This is a genomic window from Hydrogenophaga sp. IBVHS1, from assembly GCF_002127265.1.
Lineage (GTDB): Bacteria > Pseudomonadota > Gammaproteobacteria > Burkholderiales > Burkholderiaceae_C > Hydrogenophaga.
In genome coordinates, this window is record NZ_NFUU01000002.1 from 596,136 (window position 1) to 612,046 (window position 15,911).

The 15,911-nt window shown below is 66.3% G+C and carries 15 protein-coding genes; 4 read left to right on the forward strand and 11 right to left on the reverse strand.

The genetic code is table 11. The annotated features are described in order from the left end of the window. Positions 1-51 precede the first annotated feature (51 nt). On the forward strand, positions 52-1,233 hold the full coding sequence (locus CAP37_RS17560) for an ATP-binding protein (protein WP_256927036.1): 1,182 nt from the start codon (positions 52-54) through the stop codon (positions 1,231-1,233). Between the two features lie 13 nt (positions 1,234-1,246). Next, positions 1,247-1,948: a haloacid dehalogenase type II gene (locus CAP37_RS17565; RefSeq protein ID WP_086125498.1), complete on the forward strand. Its 702-nt coding sequence runs from the start codon at positions 1,247-1,249 to the stop codon at positions 1,946-1,948. A gap of 1 nt (position 1,949) precedes the next feature. Here the strand turns inward: CAP37_RS17565 and CAP37_RS17570 are convergent, their stop codons facing one another. From CAP37_RS17570 to CAP37_RS17585, 4 genes are read right to left on the reverse strand one after another with little or no spacing between them, the layout of a single operon-like run. After that, positions 1,950-2,759, reverse strand: a complete 810-nt coding sequence (locus CAP37_RS17570) for a DUF4399 domain-containing protein (RefSeq protein WP_179190270.1) — start codon at positions 2,757-2,759, stop codon at positions 1,950-1,952. Positions 2,760-2,814: 55 nt separating this feature from the next. Beyond that, entirely contained in the window at positions 2,815-3,963 is a 1,149-nt protein-coding gene (locus CAP37_RS17575; RefSeq protein ID WP_179190271.1) for an FAD-dependent oxidoreductase, read from the reverse strand. A 22-nt stretch (positions 3,964-3,985) separates the two neighbouring features. Continuing rightward, positions 3,986-4,756, reverse strand: coding sequence for a DUF3047 domain-containing protein (locus CAP37_RS17580; protein WP_086125500.1), 771 nt, complete (start codon positions 4,754-4,756; stop codon positions 3,986-3,988). After that, a complete protein-coding gene (locus CAP37_RS17585) occupies positions 4,753-6,915 on the reverse strand; it encodes an FAD-dependent oxidoreductase (protein WP_256927037.1) in 2,163 nt (720 codons plus the stop codon). The genes CAP37_RS17580 and CAP37_RS17585 overlap by 4 nt, the downstream gene beginning before the upstream one ends. Positions 6,916-7,005: 90 nt before the next feature. On the opposite strand from CAP37_RS17585, the gene CAP37_RS17590 reads away from it, so the two are divergent. Next, positions 7,006-8,058: a phosphotransferase gene (locus CAP37_RS17590; RefSeq protein WP_086125501.1), complete on the forward strand. Its 1,053-nt coding sequence runs from the start codon at positions 7,006-7,008 to the stop codon at positions 8,056-8,058. Further along, positions 8,055-9,359: a TIGR04283 family arsenosugar biosynthesis glycosyltransferase gene (locus CAP37_RS21760; protein WP_179190272.1), complete on the forward strand. Its 1,305-nt coding sequence runs from the start codon at positions 8,055-8,057 to the stop codon at positions 9,357-9,359. Before CAP37_RS17590 ends, CAP37_RS21760 begins: the two co-directional genes overlap by 4 nt. Here the strand turns inward: CAP37_RS21760 and CAP37_RS17600 are convergent. The 7 genes from CAP37_RS17600 to CAP37_RS17630 are packed head-to-tail and all read right to left on the reverse strand — an operon-like array spanning position 9,346 to position 15,880. Further along, on the reverse strand, positions 9,346-10,560 hold the full coding sequence (locus CAP37_RS17600) for an ATP-binding protein (protein ID WP_086125502.1): 1,215 nt from the start codon (positions 10,558-10,560) through the stop codon (positions 9,346-9,348). The genes CAP37_RS21760 and CAP37_RS17600 overlap by 14 nt on opposite strands. Before the next feature lie 53 nt (positions 10,561-10,613). Continuing rightward, positions 10,614-10,907 carry a hypothetical protein gene (locus CAP37_RS17605; RefSeq protein WP_086125503.1) on the reverse strand — a complete coding sequence of 98 codons (294 nt, stop codon included), beginning with the start codon at positions 10,905-10,907 and terminating at the stop codon, positions 10,614-10,616. Beyond that, positions 10,904-11,743, reverse strand: a complete 840-nt coding sequence (locus tag CAP37_RS17610; RefSeq protein WP_086125504.1) for an undecaprenyl-diphosphate phosphatase — start codon at positions 11,741-11,743, stop codon at positions 10,904-10,906. Before CAP37_RS17610 ends, CAP37_RS17605 begins: the two co-directional genes overlap by 4 nt. Positions 11,744-11,793: 50 nt before the next feature. Next, positions 11,794-12,399, reverse strand: a complete 606-nt coding sequence (locus tag CAP37_RS17615; RefSeq protein WP_086125505.1) for a CDP-alcohol phosphatidyltransferase family protein — start codon at positions 12,397-12,399, stop codon at positions 11,794-11,796. Beyond that, positions 12,389-13,024: an ATP-binding cassette domain-containing protein gene (locus CAP37_RS17620; RefSeq protein ID WP_086125506.1), complete on the reverse strand. Its 636-nt coding sequence runs from the start codon at positions 13,022-13,024 to the stop codon at positions 12,389-12,391. The genes CAP37_RS17615 and CAP37_RS17620 overlap by 11 nt, the downstream gene beginning before the upstream one ends. Further along, positions 13,021-14,670, reverse strand: coding sequence for an ABC transporter permease (locus tag CAP37_RS17625; protein ID WP_256927038.1), 1,650 nt, complete (start codon positions 14,668-14,670; stop codon positions 13,021-13,023). Before CAP37_RS17625 ends, CAP37_RS17620 begins: the two co-directional genes overlap by 4 nt. Further along, positions 14,663-15,880: an ABC transporter substrate-binding protein gene (locus CAP37_RS17630; RefSeq protein ID WP_256927039.1), complete on the reverse strand. Its 1,218-nt coding sequence runs from the start codon at positions 15,878-15,880 to the stop codon at positions 14,663-14,665. The genes CAP37_RS17625 and CAP37_RS17630 overlap by 8 nt, the downstream gene beginning before the upstream one ends. Positions 15,881-15,911 lie beyond the last annotated feature (31 nt).

Consider the following 15,911-nt stretch of genomic DNA (forward strand, 5'->3'; position numbering starts at 1 on the left):
AGAGATTTCTGCAAATTCAAGAAAATTTCTTGAATTTGCAGAAATCAAGCTATGCTTGCCGGCATGGTTTCACGTGCAATTCAACCCCTGTTCGAAAAGCTGGCCCGCCAGTACCCGGTGGTCACGCTGACTGGTCCGCGCCAGAGTGGAAAGACGACGCTGGCTCGCACCGTTTTCCCCGAGTTGCCCTATATCACGCTGGAAGACCCTGATGTTCGGCGCTTCGCGCTGGAAGATCCGAGAGGCTTTTTTGCCAACTTGCAGGATGGCGCCATCCTCGACGAAATACAGCGTGCACCCGAGCTCACGTCGTACCTGCAGGGCTTGGTGGATGAGGATTCCAGGCCTGGCCGGTACATCCTGACGGGCAGTCAGCAGTTTGAGCTCATGCGCGGTGTGACCCAGTCGCTGGCCGGTCGTACAGCTGTGCTGCGTCTGTTGCCATTCACAGCGGGCGAAGTCATTCGCTTGAACCCCTTGGCCGAAAAGCGGTCTTTGTCGCAATGGATCCAGACCGGGTTTTATCCCCGCATCCATGATCGGGGGCTGGAACCCGCGCAAGCGCTCGGCGACTATTTTTCAACCTACGTCGAACGCGATCTGCGACAACTGACGGCGGTGCACGATCTACAACGCTTTGAACGCTTCGTGCGCCTGTGCGCCGGCCGCGTTGGAAATTTACTCAATCTATCCAGCCTGGCCAACGACGCGGGAATCTCACAGCCGACGGCAAGCGCATGGATGGACCTTCTGCAGACGAGCTTCATCGTGCATTTGTTGCCGCCCTGGTTCACCAATACCAGCAAGCGCTTGATCAAGAGTCCGAAGCTGTATTTCCATGATGTGGGGCTGGCCTGCTGGCTCCTGGGTTTGCGTGAACCCGATCAGGTAACTCGCGATCCTCTTTGGGGCGGACTGTTTGAAAATTTCGTCGTGATGGAAGCGATCAAGGATCGTTACAACCAGGGTGAGAACGCTCCTGTGTATTTCTACCGGGACGCGACGGGCCATGAAGTGGATTTGCTGTTGCCCACAGCTGGAAGATTCCGCGCTCTGGAGATCAAGGCGGGGGCTACCGTGAACCCCGACTACTTCAAGACCTTGAGGCAATTTTCCCGGGACCATCCGAACCAGATGGATTCGGGCGGCGTGCTCTACGGTGGTCAGCAGAATCAGTTGCGCAGCGACTGGCCCGTCTGGTCCTGGCAGACCTTGTTTCACCCCCCTCGGTGAGGAGCAATTCCACATGCATCACCTGCCCACCCCCATCCTCGCCTTCGACATCTTCGGCACGGTCGTGGACTGGCACGGCAGCATCTCGCGGGAAGTGCAGGCGTTGTACCCGCAGGTGGATGGCGATGCGTTTGCACTGGCCTGGCGCGAGGGCTATCAGCCGGCGATGCAGCGGGTGCGTTCGGGCGAGCTGGGCTGGACGCGCATCGACGACCTGCACCGCATGATTCTGGACGGCCTGCTCCCCCGCTATGGCCTGGCGCATCTGGGCGAGGCGGAGCGCGATCACCTCAATCACGTGTGGCACCGGCTCGACCCGTGGCCCGACACAGTGCGCGGACTCACCCGCTTGAAGGCCAGGCACACCATCTGTTCCTTGTCGAACGGCAACCTGGGTTTGCTGACGAACATGGCCAAGCGCGCCGGCCTGCCCTGGGACTGCGTGCTCTCGGCCGAGGTGTTCCGCGCCTACAAACCCGATCCGCGCACCTACCTCGGCGTGGCGGATGTGTTTCGCGTGCCGCCGGCTCAGGTGATGCTGGTGGCCGCGCACCAGGACGACCTGGCCGCTGCGCGCGGCTGCGGGCTTTCCACCGCCTACGTGGAGCGACCGCAGGAGTTCGGCGCGGCGCGCACAAAGGATGTGTCGCCGGACCCGGCCAACACCCTGCACGCCCGCGATTTCCTGGATCTTGCCGACCAGCTCGGCTGCTGAGTTACTCGACGCGAACGCTGGCGACGGCGGGCGTGGTGAGCCGCTTGGCGCCATCGACGTTGTCCACCAGCTCCAGCCGCAGGTTGTAGTTGCCCACCGGTGGGGCGAGCCAAACTTCCGTCTGGCCTTCGGCGAAATCGATCACGGTCGGCGTGCCCGAGCCGGTCGCTGGTGAGGCGGTCAGACGGAAATGCCCGGTGTCGGGGATCTTCTGTGCCTGGTGCGCCACGTTGAGCGCCGAGGCGTGGAACTGCACGCGAAACGGCGTTTTGACCACCGGACCGTCCAGCCCGAGACTGAGTCCCTTGACGGACAAGGTGGCGGGATCGACAGGGTTCTTCTTCGTGACGGTGATGGTGGCCGGCTTGCTGTAAACGAAATGGGGCAGGTGTTTCTGGTCCGCCAGCAGCATGCGCAGTGTGTAGGTGCCGGGCTCCAGCGTGAGCACGGTTTCCATCTGGCCCTTGCCGAAGTGGATGTACTGGTCGTTGAAGGGCAGAGCTTGCTTGAAGTTCAAAGGCAGATCCCGGTTCACCAGCAGGTGATGGTGGCCGCTGCGCGCCCGACCTGCCTGTGCAATGGGCGCCAGGCCCCAGCCACCCGACAGCCCGAACTTGAGAAGGTAAGGCGTCTCAATGCGGTCGCCGTCCTTGAGATTGGTGAAGTAGGCCTCGGCCGTCAGGCGCGGTGGGGCTGCCTGCCAGGGATGGATTTTGTCGGGGGTGGCCGCAGGAGCCTGGGCCGAAGCGGTGCTGGCGACGGAGACCAGCAACAAAGATGCAAGAAAGCGGGCGGCGGATGGCATGGGCATGGTGTGTCTGCAGAATGGCTGGACCAAGTCTACCCAGAGCCCACCCCGCGCGCGGCTACCGCCGGTAGCGCGCCATGAACCCTTGGTCGATCCGGTTCTTCCACCACCAGGCCCAGGCACCTTCCAGATGCAACGGGCCATAGCTTGCAATGGCATGGCCGGTGCCGCAGGACAACAGGTTGAGCGAATGGTGCGGCGGCTGATGGGGCTTGAGCGGCTGGCGCTCGTGCGCGGCGAGCAGGTTGTGCGCCAGCGGCGGGCCGGCCCGCACGGCGTAGACCCCGCTTCGGGGATGCGCCTGGTCCATTCGATTCGCCACGTCGCCCGCAGCGAACACATTCGGGTGGCTGGTGCTCTGCTGAAACTCATTGACCTGCACATGACCCGCTTCGGATAGTGCCAGCCCGCTGCCTTGCAACCAGGCCGGCGCGTGTGTGCCGATGGCCAGCAAGGGCACATCGCAAGCCAGGCGGGCGCCGTTGCCCAGGTGCAGCTCGCCTTCGCTCACGCCAGTGCAGGCTTCGCGCAGCACGGTGATGCCGCGCCGCTTGAGCTGGCGCAACACGCGCCTTTGAACGCCCGGCGAATAGCCTGCCGCCACTTCAGGACCGCCCGTGATGAGTGTGAAGCGAGCGCCCACATGACCATGCAACCGGATGGCCTGCTCGGCGGCAAACACCAGTTCGATGCCGCCCGCGCCCGCACCCACCACGGCCAATGACACCGCCTGGCGCTGTGCCAGTTCCATCACTTGCGGCCAGAAGGTGGTGAAGGCCTCGATGGGGCGCACCGCCAGTGCATGCGTGGCAGCACCCGGCATCTCGGCTTCCAGCCGGGCGCGGTCAAGCACGGCCCCGGTGTCGATGGAAAGCAGGTCATAGGCCAGTGTGGCCGGCACGCCCTGAGTGCCGCCGGTGGCGAGCACCTGGACGCCGCGCGCCTCGGCGTCCAGGCCGTTGCAGCGCCCTTGAATCCACCGGGCGCCGGCCGCGCGCATCAGGGGCTCCAGCGCAATCCGGCAATCGGCCTCGCTGTAGTGGCCTGCTACAAAGCCGGGCGTCATGCCGCTGTAGGTCTGGTGCGGGTAGGGCGTGAGCACGGTCACGTCGAGGTTGCCCGGGCGGCGCTCTGCCAGGCGGGCGAGCACTTCCACATGCGCGTGGCCGGCGCCGAGCAGCAGGAGTTTCTTGATGCCGTGGTGCATGCGCCCGATGGTACGGCCTGGCTCAGGGCGCGTCTGCCGCCCAGCGCACATCGGCCACCCAGCCGCTGCTGGTGCTGCCGGTGTTGTCGCTGTCGGCACCGATCAGCACACGCGTCACGGCGGGCACCGCGGTGCGCGTTGTGGCCCGGCCTTCGGGCAGCTCGTCGGCAAAGAGATCGATGAAATCCCTGGCCACGTCGCGCGATTCTTCCACCCAGCGCACGAGGGGTGCACCGCGACCTTGCAGACTGATGAAACGCACGCGCCTGGTGTAGGGGTTGGCGCCTTGCGTGAGCGCTGGATGCGTGCTGTCCCACACGTAGCACACGGTGGCAGCGGGCAGGGCCTCGCCGCTCACGCTGCGCGCGATGCGAAGCGCCGTGCGTTCCAGAAAAGGCACGCGGTCCAGGCCATGGTCGAACATCAGGCAGACCTTGAGCGCCGCGTCGTCTCCGGCCTTGGTGAGGATGTCTGCCGCTGCCTTGCCACCGGAGAGCGGCTGGTCCAGCCGCCAGCGCCACTGCAGGCGCGCGGGCGCCGGGCCGCGCGCATCGTGCACCAGCGTGCCGTAAGAGGAGGCGGTGAGCACCTGCACGGCGGCCACGCCTTGTGGGCTGCCCGCTTCAAAGCGCGTGGGCGGCAGATCGGCGTGCTGTTTGGGAAACCCCACGTAGCGCCACGCCGGGTTGAGCGTGCCATTTGCCTGCAGCAAAGCCGGCAGGGGCGCGGGCTGTGCCCACAGGTTCGAGCAGGTCAGCAACAGCAGAAGCAGAACCGCCCGGCGCGATGTCATGCGCGCTTCCAGTCGTGGTATTTCTTCACCCAGTTCAGCAGCTTCTCTGGCGCGTGGGCGCGCTTCCACTCGCCCGCGGCGTACTTGTTGGCCTCGGCCAGCGTGGGGTAGGTGTGGATGGTGCCCAGGATCTTGTTGAGTCCCAGCCCGTGTTTCATCGCCAGCACGTACTCGGCCAGCAGATCGCCCGCGTGCGTGCCGACGATGGTCACCCCCAGGATGGTGTCCTTGCCGGGCACGGTGAGCACTTTCACGAAGCCGTGAGCCTCGCTGTCGGCGATGGCGCGGTCCAGGTCGTCAATGCCGTAGCGCGTCACTTCCACTGCGATGCCTTTTTCCTTTGCTTCCTGCTCGTTCAGGCCCACGCGCGCCACTTCCGGGTCGATGAACGTGGCCCAGGGAATCACGCGGTAGTCGGCCTTGAATTTGCGAAACTCGCCGAACAGCGCGTTGACTGCGGCGTACCAGGCCTGGTGCGCCGCGACGTGGGTGAACTGGTAGGGGCCGGCCACATCGCCCGCGGCGTAGATGTTCGGATAGATCGTCTGCAGGTACTCGTTGGTGTCCACCGTCTTGTTCGTGGGGATGCCGAGTTCCTCCAGACCGTAGCCTTCCAGCCGCGCGCTGCGACCCACGGCGCAGATGAGTTCGTCGTAGGCGATTCGTTGCTCCACGCCGGCGTGCTCCACCACCAGCACCTTCTGATCACCCTCGCGTTCGCAGCGCAGCGCCTTGTGACCGGTGCGCACCTCCACGCCATCGGCCACCAGGGCCTTGCGCGCGAGTTCACTCACCTCATCGTCTTCGCGCAGCATGAGGCGCGGCGCCATTTCCACCTGCGTCACCCGGGAGCCCAGCCGGGCAAACGCCTGCGCCAGCTCGCACCCGATCGGACCACCGCCCAGCACCACCAGGCGGCGCGGCAATTCATCGAGTTCACCGAAACGTTCCCACATCGTGTCGCTGGTCACATAGCCGCTGTCGTCCAGGCCTGGCAAAGGCGGCACGAAGGGCCGAGCACCCGTGGCCAGCACGATGCTGCGGGCCGTCAGGGTCTGCGTGCTGCCGCCGTTGAGTGCGATCTCTACTGTCCAGGGGTTGGTGAGTTTCGCGTAGCCCTGCAGCACCTCCACGCCCAGCCCGGTGTAGCGCTCCACGCTGTCGTGTGGCTCGATGGCGCGGATGACATCCTGGATGCGCTGCATCACGGCCTTGAAACTGAATGCTGGCTCGGTGCCGTGCAGGCCGTAGTTGTCGGCGTGGCGCATCTGGTGGGCGAGCTTGGCACTTTTGATCAAGGCCTTGCTCGGCACACAACCGTAGTTAAGGCAGTCGCCGCCCATCTTGTGCGCTTCGATCAGTGTCACCCTGGCCTTGACCACGGCGGCGATGTAGGCCGATACCAGGCCGCCCGCGCCCGCGCCGATCACGATCAGGTTGCGATCGAAACTGGCGGGCCGCTGGCCCTTCCAGCGGGCGTACACCTGGCGCCTGCGCACCGCGCCCACGATCCAGCGGGCGATGAATGGGAACAGGCCCAGCAGCACGAACGAGCCCAGCATCGCCGGGCTGAGGATGCCTTGCAGCGAATCGAGCCTCGCCAGCTGCGTGCCGGCGTTCACATAAACCAGTGTGCCCGCCAGCATGCCGAGCTGGCTCACCCAGTAGAACGTGAGCGCCTTCATGCGGGTCAGGCCCATCACCAGATTGATCACGAAGAACGGCACCACCGGAATCAGCCGCAGCGTGAAGAGGTAGAAGGCGCCGTCCTTCTCGATGCCTTTGTTGATCTCGGTCGGGCGTGAGCCGAAGCGCGCCTGAATGCCATCGCGCAGCACAAAGCGAGAAACCAGAAAGGCCAGCGTGGCGCCCATGCTGGAGGCGAACGACACCAGCACCGTGCCCCAGAACAGGCCGAAGATGGCGCCTCCGGCCAGGGTGATGATGGTGGCCCCGGGCACCGAGAGTGCGGTGGCCGCCACATAGACGGCAAAATACGCCAGCGCCACCTGGAGCGGCGAGCGTGCATGCAGTTCGGCGAACGCGGCCTGGCTTTGCTTGAGCTGCTCCAGGCTCAGGAAGCGGTCCAGATCGAACGCAAAAAAAGCCACGATGCCCAGCAACACCACCACGAGCAGCAGGATTCTTCGAATGTTCACGATGGTTCCAGTGGAGGGGTTGCAGATCGGTCGTTCGGCGCTGGCCATTCTTACACTCTTGGGCACTCGGGACAGCGAGGGCCCCGAGGTTTGAAGCGCTCTGAGGACATCGTTCAGAGCTTGCGCGACGCCCTGCGGGCTGCCGGGCACACCGCAGCAGCGCTGCCGCTGGAGCACCTGCGAGACAAGGGCCTGGCGCACGACCATGTGCGCCTGGTGGGCAGCGGGTTGCTGGCGCGCATTCCCAAGCAGAGTCAGATGGGGCTGGCCGCGTTCGACAACCTCACCTACCAGCGCGCGTGTTTCGAGCGTGCCGTGGTCAGCGCCCACACCCCCGCGCTGCAAAGCTGGCTGCAGCCTTCAACCTGCCTGCCACGAGGAGCGCTGCTGGTGCAGGAAATCGAAGGCCGCCCGGCCCAGCTGCCGGCCGACCTGGGCGCCATGGCCACGGCGCTGGCGGCCCTGCACGCCTTGCCTGTGCCGCGTGAGCGCGCTCCGCTGCTGAGCCCGTCAGACCCGCTGCGCCACTTGTGCGATGAGGTTGCGGCGCAGATGCAGCACCTGCCAGCGGCCTCACTCGAACCCTCCGTGGCCCGGGTCATTGAAGGCGAATGGCGCAGCGTGCAGACGCTGCTGGCCTCCAGCGCGAGGCCACCGCAGTGCCTGATCGCCTTCGACGCCCATCCCGGAAATTTCATCGTGCAGGCCGATGGGCGGGCCATGCTGGTGGACCTGGAGAAATGCCGCTACGCCTACCCCGGGCTGGATCTTGCGCACGCCACGCTCTACACCTCCACCACCTGGGACGTGGAGACGCGCGCTGAGCTCACACCTGAGCAGGTCGGCCTTTTCTACGCCGCCTGGACCGGTGCCGCCGGTTCAGCGAGTGAAGGTGCGGCAGCCTGGCACCTGCCGTTGCGCCGGGCGATGTGGTTGTGGTCGCTCAGCTGGTGCGCCAAGTGGCGGGCCACCTCGGGCGCAACGGCGAGTGCGCGGCCCGACGGTGAGGACTGGTCCAGCCAGCACAGCGAAGCTGCGCTGGTGGCCCACGTGCGGGATCGGGTGGACCACTACCTGAGCTTGCCGGTCGTGTCCCGGGTGCGCGATGAATTCACCGCGCTCGAACAGCTGCTGCCCGCATGAAGCTGACCATCGTCGTCCCCGTGTTGAACGAAGCCACCACGCTGGCCGCGCGCCTCGCTGCGCTGGCGCCGTTTCGCGAACGCGGCGCCGAACTGCTGGTGGTGGACGGTGGCAGTGAGGACAACACGCTGTCCCTCGCCAGCGTCCACGCCGATCGGGCACTGGAGGCGCCACGCGGTCGTGCTTCGCAGCTCAACGCGGGCGCCTGTGCGGCGCAGGGCGAGGTGCTGCTGTTCCTGCATGCCGACACCCAGCTGCCCGCCAACGCCGACGCCTTGATGGCGAACTGCATCGACAGCGGTCACCATTGGGGCCGCTTCGATGTGCGCATCGAAGGCCATCACCCGCTGCTGCCGCTGGTGGCCCTGCTCATGAACCTGCGCTCCCGCCACACCGGCATCGCCACCGGCGACCAGGCCATGTTTGTGCGACGCGACACGTTCCAGGTGCTGGGTGGCTTTGCGCCCCTGCCGCTGATGGAAGACATCGACCTCAGCCGACGCCTGAAGCGCATCGGCCCGCCAACGTGCTTGAATCAACGCGTCACCACCTCGGGCCGACGCTGGGACCAGCAAGGCTTCTGGCGCACCGTGGCGCTCATGTGGCGCTTGCGCGCTGCGTTCTGGCGCGGCGTCGATGCCCACACGCTCGCCCGGCGTTACGGCTACCACCCGCGTGCGGGTGCGGCCGTGGCTGTGTTGGCCAAGGCGCCCGTGGCGGGTCTGGCCAAGACGCGATTGATCCCCCTGCTCGGCGCGGCAGGTGCGGCCCGTGCCCAAAGAGTGTTTGCGCTGCAGACGCTGGCCACGGTGCGCGCCGCCAGCATCGGGCCACTCACTCTCTGGTGCGCTCCGGACGATACCCACCGCTTCTTCCGTGCATTGAGTTCTCGCCATGGCGTGCCTGCCGTGCCGCAGGCCGAAGGCGACCTGGGCCACCGCATGGCCAACACCATGCACTCGCACTTCGAGCGCGCGACCGGCATGCCCCTCATCATCGTGGGCACCGACTGCCCGGTGCTCAGCGCCCACCACCTCCAGCAAGCCGCCGATGCCCTGCAATCGCACGACGCGGTGTTGATCCCGGCCGAGGATGGTGGCTATGTGCTGATCGGTTTGCGCAGACCTGTGCCCGAGGTGTTTGAGCGTGTCGACTGGAGCACGCCGCAAGTGCTCCAGCAGACGCTGGATCGCCTTCGCGAAGCCGGGGCAAGCTACCGGGTTTTGCCAACGCTGTGGGATGTGGACGAGCCTGCGGACTGGTTGCGCTGGGAGACAACGCGAAGGCTCAGGCCGCGCTGAACCACGTTTCCAATGACAGGCCACCTGTGCCCAGCACTTGGGGACGCGCTGAGGGAAAGGCGGCGGTGAAGGCGTCCAGCCCCGATACGTTCCCCTGATGCATGCCGCTCTTCACTTCCAGCGCAAAAAGATCGGCGCCCTGACGCAGCACGAAGTCCACCTCCCGGCCCGCTTCGTGCCAGTAGTGAATCAGCGGTTGCGAGCTGCCATGGTTGAGATTTCGTGCGAGCAACTCGGCTCCCACCGCGCTCTCCACCATGCGCCCCCACAGCTCCGGCGTGGCGCGCATGCGTTCATAGCCAAAACCTTCGGAAGCAGCAATGGCTCCCATCAGAGCGGTGTTGAACACCTGTAACTTTGGGCTGGATGCCCGTTGCCGAATGGCCTGACCCGAGTACTTCTGAAGTCCGCAGACCATGCCCGCGCCTTCCAGCAATTCGAGGTAGTGAGCGAGCGTGGTGGTGTTGCCGGCATCGGTCAGCTGGCCCATCATCTTCTGGTAGCTCAGCATCTGTCCGCTGTAGCGGCACGCCAGGTCGAACAGACGGCGCAGCAGGGCCGGCTTCTGCACCGGCGCCATGAGCAGCACGTCCTTGGATATCGTGGTTTCGATGAGGGCGTCACGAACATAGGCCGCCCAGCGAGACTCGTCGTCGATCAGCGGTGCAGCTCCCGGATATCCGCCGTAGAAGATGTACTGCTCCAGTGAAAAGCCGAAAGCCTCGCGCATCTCGTTGTAGCGCCAGTGCCCCAGGCGGGTCATTTCGAATCGGCCTGCCAGGCTTTCGGTCAGCCCTCGTGCAATCAACAGCGGCGCCGAGCCAAGGACGACCACGCGAACGTCGCGTTTTTCGGCTGTGTCCTCATCCCAAAGTCGTTTGACTTCTTCGGTCCAGCGAGGAATTTTCTGCACTTCGTCGAGCACCAGCACACAGGCGCCCACTTGCGTCGCCAGCGAACGGGCGGTTTCCCATTGAGTGGACAACCAACTCGCACCCTGCAAGCCCGGGTTGTCTGCGCTCACGCTGTGCTGCGCCATGGCCTGACTCTCCGGCGATGCGCGAAGTGAGTCAAGAGCCTGTCGCACCAGTGTCGTCTTGCCGACCTGGCGTGGCCCTGCGACGACCTGAAGAAAACGACGCGGTTCGCGCATGCGCTGGAGGAAACGGTCCAGGCCCTGGCGACGGATTTCGTTGGACATCTGATTTACTCAATCGGTTGAGATAATTTACTCAATGCATTGAGATAATTATCTCAGACCACCAGCATTCCCGCAAACCAGGCCCCGGCCCCCGCCATGGCCCAGCCTGGTTTTGGTCGGGTGAGCCACAGCGAGCGCACCAGGAAGGCGTTGTAGGGCACTGGCGCGAAATGCACGGCCACTGCCCACCACACGGGCTGTCCTTGCGAGAGGAGGAAGAGCGCAACAAAGCCGGTGAAGAGATTGAGGGCGCTGCCCACGGCGACGATGTCGCGCCAGAACAGCGTGCGCCAGGGCGCCAAGCCCCTCCAGCGCAACGACCAGTAGCCGGAGTCTGCGGTGCTCAATGGGCGCTCAACACGCCCGCGCCCAGCAGCCCGAAGACCAGCAGGCCCAGTGCAATGCGGTAGTACACGAAGGGCATGTAGCTCCGCGTGGACACCAGCTTCAGGAACACCACGATCACGCCGTAGCCGACGCCGAAGGCGATCACCGTGGCGAGTGCCGTGGGCCCAGGGGCCACCGGGCTGCCGTGTTGCCAGCTCCTGAGAAGCTGGTAGAAGCCCGAGCCCATTACTGCAGGAATGGCCAGCAGGAACGAGTAGCGCGCAGCGGCCTCGCGGGTGTAGCCCATCATGAGGCCGGCGGTGATGGTGCCGCCCGAGCGCGAGACGCCGGGAATCAGCGCCATTGCCTGGGCCAGCCCGAACAGCACGCCGTGGGTCCAGGTCAGCCGATCCAGCGTGCGTTCACGCCGGCCATAGCGGTCGGCTGCCGCGAGGATGAGCGCGAAAACGATCAGCATGGTGGCCGTGATGTACAGGTTGCGCAGCGAGCCTTCGATGGCGTCCTTGAACAGCAGGCCCAGCACCACGATGGGCACCGAGCCGATGATGATCAACCAGCCCATGCGCGCGTCCGGGTCCTGGCGTTTGGCGGGTTGCGTGAGGGACGCCCACCAGGCCAGGAAGATGCGCGCAATGTCGTGCCGGAAGTACAACAACACGGCCGCTTCGGTGCCGATCTGGGTGATGGCGGTGAAGGCGGCGCCAGGGTCGCCACCGGAGGGCAGCAGCGGGCCGATGATGCGCAGGTGGGCGCTGGAGGAGACGGGGAGGAATTCGGTGAGTCCCTGGATCAGACCCAGGAACGCGGCTTCCAGCCAGGCGGTGGCAGGACTCATGGCAGATGTTGGTGCAGAGAGAGGGTGCGGGAAGTATAGGCAGCCCGCGGTCAATCGAAGCGGCTGTAACCCCAGCCGATGCGCAGCACCGTGGTGATGGCGCACAGTGCAGCGAAGCCGTAGGCGATCTGCGAGAACCAAGCGGGCCACAGACACATGGCGGCAAACGCGATCAAGGTCTCCGTGGCCTCGGTGAGGCCGCCGAGAAAATAGAAACCTTTGTCGGGGAAGTTCAGCGAGCTCATTTTTCGCTGCGCCGCGACGATGGCAAAGGCCAGGAAACTGCTGCCCGTGCCAATGAACGTGGTGAGCAGCACGGCGGCGGGCAGGGCGTTTGCGGCCGGGGCGGCGAGCGCGAAGGCCAGCGGGATGGAGGCGTAGAACAGAAAGTCGAGCGTGATGTCGAGGAAGCTGCCTCGATCCGTGGGCTTGGTCGCGCGCGCCACCGCGCCGTCGAGCCCATCCATCAGGCGCGAGAGCAGCATGAGCGCCAGGCCGGTGAGGAAATGGCCGAATGCGATCGATGCCGCCGCCGCGACGCCCAGGCCGAACCCGATGAAGCTGAGTGCGTTGGCGCCGATGCCCAGCGCCACGAACAGGCGGGCCGCGCGCGCCAGTGGCGCTCTCAGCGCGCCCTGCAAGGCCTTATCGAACATGCGCGAGCTCCACCACCAGCTCGGTGTCGGCCACATCGGCCGCGTCGTGCGTGACCAGCACGGCGGGGATGCCCATGTCGCGCAGGTGGTCGAAGACGAAGGCGCGGAACTGCTCGCGCAGCGCAGCGTCCAGCCGGGAGAAGGGCTCGTCCAGCAAAAGCGCTCGAGGCCGGGCGAGCAGCGCACGCATGAGCGCCACCCGCGCGCGCTGACCACCCGAGAGCGTGGCCGGGTCGCGCGCGCCGTAGCCCGCCAGACCGGCTTCGGACAGCGCGCGCTCCACTTCCGCATGGCGCTCGGCCTTGGGCCCGGGCGGCACGGCGAACAACAGGTTCTCGCCCACCGTCATGTGGGCGAACAGCAGGTCGTCCTGGAACAGCAGACCAACGCCTCGCTGCGAAGTGGGAAGGGCGCCAATGTCGCGCCCGTCCAGTTGCACACGGCCTTCAAAGCGAAGGGCCTGGGTGTCCAGCGTGCCAGCAATCGCCGCCAGAACCGAGCTCTTGCCGCAGCCACTGGGGCCCATGAGCGTGAGGACTTTCCCCGGCGCGACGTCCAGCATCAGGCCCTCCACCAGCGTGCGGTCGCGCGTGGCCAGGCGTTGGATGTGTACAGAGAGCGTCATGAGCCGGGAGCATGCCTGAAACGGCGTGGCCGGCCCAGCCAGGCGGCGAGCGCGAAGACCAGCACCGGCAGCAGGATCTGCAGGCCGGCGTACGCGCTGGTGAGCGAACGCTGGCCGCCCGATGCCAGCGTGACGGCTTCGGTGGTGACGGTGGCGAAACGCCCCGCGCCGACATACAGCGTGGGCAGGTATTGCGCCACGCTGACCGCAAAGCCCACGGCCGCCGCCGAGGCCAGCGAGCGCCGCAGCAAGGGCCATTTCACCCGCCACAGGAATCGCCAGCCGCCGTGGCCCAGGCTGGCATTGAGCTGGGCGTAGCGCGGATCGAAGCCGAGGTAAGCGGGACTCAGCGCGAGCAGCACATAGGGCAGCACCATGAGCGTGTGCGCCAGCAGCAGACCGGTGGCGCTGCCTTCGAGTTGCCAGCGCAGGCCCACGCCATACAGACCCACCACCCACAGCACCGCCGGCAGCACCAGTGGCAGGTAGAGCACCGGACGCAAGGCCTGGTCCCAGCGGCGCGGGGCGAGTTCGAGCCAGGCCATGCTCCAGGTCAGTGCGATGGCGCTGCTGAGTGAGGCGAGCCACAGCGTCGTCCAGGCGGTGCCGCTGCTCTGCACCACCTGCTCCCAGGCTTCGAGCGTCCAGGTCTGGGGCCAGAGGGCGGGAAACGCCCAGACGCCGCTGACGCTGCCCAACAAGAGCGCGATCAGCACCCCGGCATAGAGGCCACCCAGCAACCACAGACCCGCGCCCGCTGGCTCACGGGCTGAAGTCGCACGGCCCCGTTGACCGCGACCGTTCGCCTGCGCCTTTTGGGCCAGTGATTGCCCGGCGAGCCAGAGCACTCCGCACGCCATCACCAGCAGGGCCAGCAACACGCCCGCGGCGGCACCGCGGGCGTAGGTGGCAGGCTCCACATCCTGAAGCCATTGCCAAGCCAGCACCGCCAGCGTGGGTGGCGTCGCGGGTCCGATGACCAGGGCCATGTCGACCACGGTCAGGCTGTAGGCCAGCACCGCCAGCAAGGGCCAGCGCAGCCGCACCGCCAGTTGGGGCCAGAGCACCAGCCAGAAGGCGCGGCGCGGCGTGTAGCCCAGCGTCTGCGCCAGCGCGTGTTCGGCCCGCCAGCGCTGGCTCACGTCGTCGCGCTGCAGTTGCGTGGCGGCGGTCCAGAGCAGAAAGGGAATTTCCTTGGCCACCAGCGCGAGGATCAGGCCCATACCCCAGGGGTCCTGCGTGGTGGGCCATGGGGGTGGGCTGTCGAAGCCCGTGAGCCAGGGTGAAAACGCGCGCAGCAGCCAGCCGCTTGGCGAGAGCAGAAACAACAGACCGATGGCCAGCGCCGCATGCGGCGTGGCCAGCATCAGGGGCAGGCCGCGCAGAACGCGGGCGAGCTGGTGGCGCACGAAACCTTGCGCCAGCAGCGCCGCCGCGCACCACCAGGCCAGCAAGGTCGAGGCCAGGCCAGTCCACAACGTGAGTGCCAGGGCATGCCACAACGCAGGCTCCTGCGGCAAGGCGCGCCAGGCCGCAGCTTGCGAGCCGCTGCGCAAGGCTTCCAGCGCAGTCCAGAGCATGGGCACGGCCGCCAGCAGCAGCAAGGCGGCCGCCATCAGGCGGCGGGCAACTCCGGTTTCAGACACCGTAGCGACGCGTCCATTCCTTCTCGATCGGGTCCACCCAGGAGGCATGCGGCTCGGGCAGCGTGGGCGCCGGCTTCAGCACCAGGCCGGGCAAGGCGCCGGTCTGGAACCGTGCACGCTCGGCGGCGGGCAGGCGCGGGATGTCGAGCACCGTGGGGTCGCCCCAGTGCGCGATGTCGGCCTTGCGCGCCTGCGCGGTGGGCGAGAGCAGGAAATTGGCCACCACCTGGGCCGCCGGCTTGGCGCGCGCGTTGTACGGAATGGCGACAAAGTGCGTGTTGCCGATGGTGCCTTTCTCGAACTGCCAGCTCACCACGGTGGCAGGCAGGCGCTTCGCGGCGATCTCGTTGGCCGCTTCGTTGGGGTTGAAGGTGATCGCCAGCAGCAGCTCGCCGTCGGCCATCATCTGGCGCACCGCAGCCGCGTTCTGCGGGAACTGTTTGCCGGCGCGCCACAGGTGCGGGCGCAGCGCGTCAAGGAACGGCCAGAGGGCGGCGGTCTGTGCGGCAAACGCCGCATCGGTAACCGGCCTGGCCAGCGCGTTGCGGTCGGCGGCGAACTCGACCAGTGCCTGCTTGATGAATGTGGTGCCGTGAAAATCGGGCAGGCGCGGGTGCGTGACGCGCCCAGGCTGGCTGCGCGCCAGCGCCAGCAGGGCCTGCATGCTCTGCGGCGGCTGCGGCAGGCGCTTGCTGTCGGCAAACAGTGTGAACTGCGCCATGCCCCAGGGCGATTCCATGCCTTCAGTGGGCACCGAGAAATCGTTCTGCGTGGTCGGCTTGCCCTCGGTATCCACCCAGCGGAAATTGGGCAGAGCCTCGGCGAAGGGCCCGTGCAGCAAGCCTTCGCGCTTCATGGCGGCAAAGTTCTCTCCATTGATCCACACCAGGTCCACCGTGCCTTCGCTGGTGCCACGCCCGGCTGCCTTTTCGGCCCGCACGCGCTTCACCACATCGGCCGTGTCGGTGATCTTCACATGCTGCAGCGTGATGCCATTCAGGGCGCTCATCTGCTGTGCCACCCACTGGATGTAAGTGTTGGTCTGGGCGCCACCGCCCCACGCGTTCCAGTAAACAGTCTGGCCGCGCGCGGCCTGCTCCAAAGCAGCCCAGGCCGTGGCATTCGTCTGCGCCAGGGCGGGGGCCAGTGCGCCTGCACTGGCGGCCAGCATCAGTTGGCGGCGGTTGATTTGAGGGGTGATCAAGGGCACGGGTCATTCTCCGGTGGGTGCTTCAGTGCGC

Excerpts from the sequence above, each read along its gene's own strand:
- CAP37_RS17560 (WP_256927036.1), top strand. The coding sequence starts at position 52 with ATGCTTGCCGGCATGGTTTCACGTGCAATTCAACCCCTGTTCGAAAAG.
- CAP37_RS17570 (WP_179190270.1), bottom strand. The coding sequence starts at position 2,759 with ATGCCCATGCCATCCGCCGCCCGCTTTCTTGCATCTTTGTTGCTGGTC.
- CAP37_RS17580 (WP_086125500.1), bottom strand. The coding sequence starts at position 4,756 with ATGACATCGCGCCGGGCGGTTCTGCTTCTGCTGTTGCTGACCTGCTCG.
- CAP37_RS17620 (WP_086125506.1), bottom strand. The coding sequence starts at position 13,024 with ATGACGCTCTCTGTACACATCCAACGCCTGGCCACGCGCGACCGCACG.
- CAP37_RS17610 (WP_086125504.1), bottom strand. The coding sequence starts at position 11,743 with ATGAGTCCTGCCACCGCCTGGCTGGAAGCCGCGTTCCTGGGTCTGATC.
- CAP37_RS17600 (WP_086125502.1), bottom strand. The coding sequence starts at position 10,560 with ATGTCCAACGAAATCCGTCGCCAGGGCCTGGACCGTTTCCTCCAGCGC.
- CAP37_RS17615 (WP_086125505.1), bottom strand. The coding sequence starts at position 12,399 with ATGTTCGATAAGGCCTTGCAGGGCGCGCTGAGAGCGCCACTGGCGCGC.
- CAP37_RS21760 (WP_179190272.1), top strand. The coding sequence starts at position 8,055 with ATGAAGCTGACCATCGTCGTCCCCGTGTTGAACGAAGCCACCACGCTG.
- CAP37_RS17575 (WP_179190271.1), bottom strand. The coding sequence starts at position 3,963 with ATGCACCACGGCATCAAGAAACTCCTGCTGCTCGGCGCCGGCCACGCG.
- CAP37_RS17565 (WP_086125498.1), top strand. The coding sequence starts at position 1,247 with ATGCATCACCTGCCCACCCCCATCCTCGCCTTCGACATCTTCGGCACG.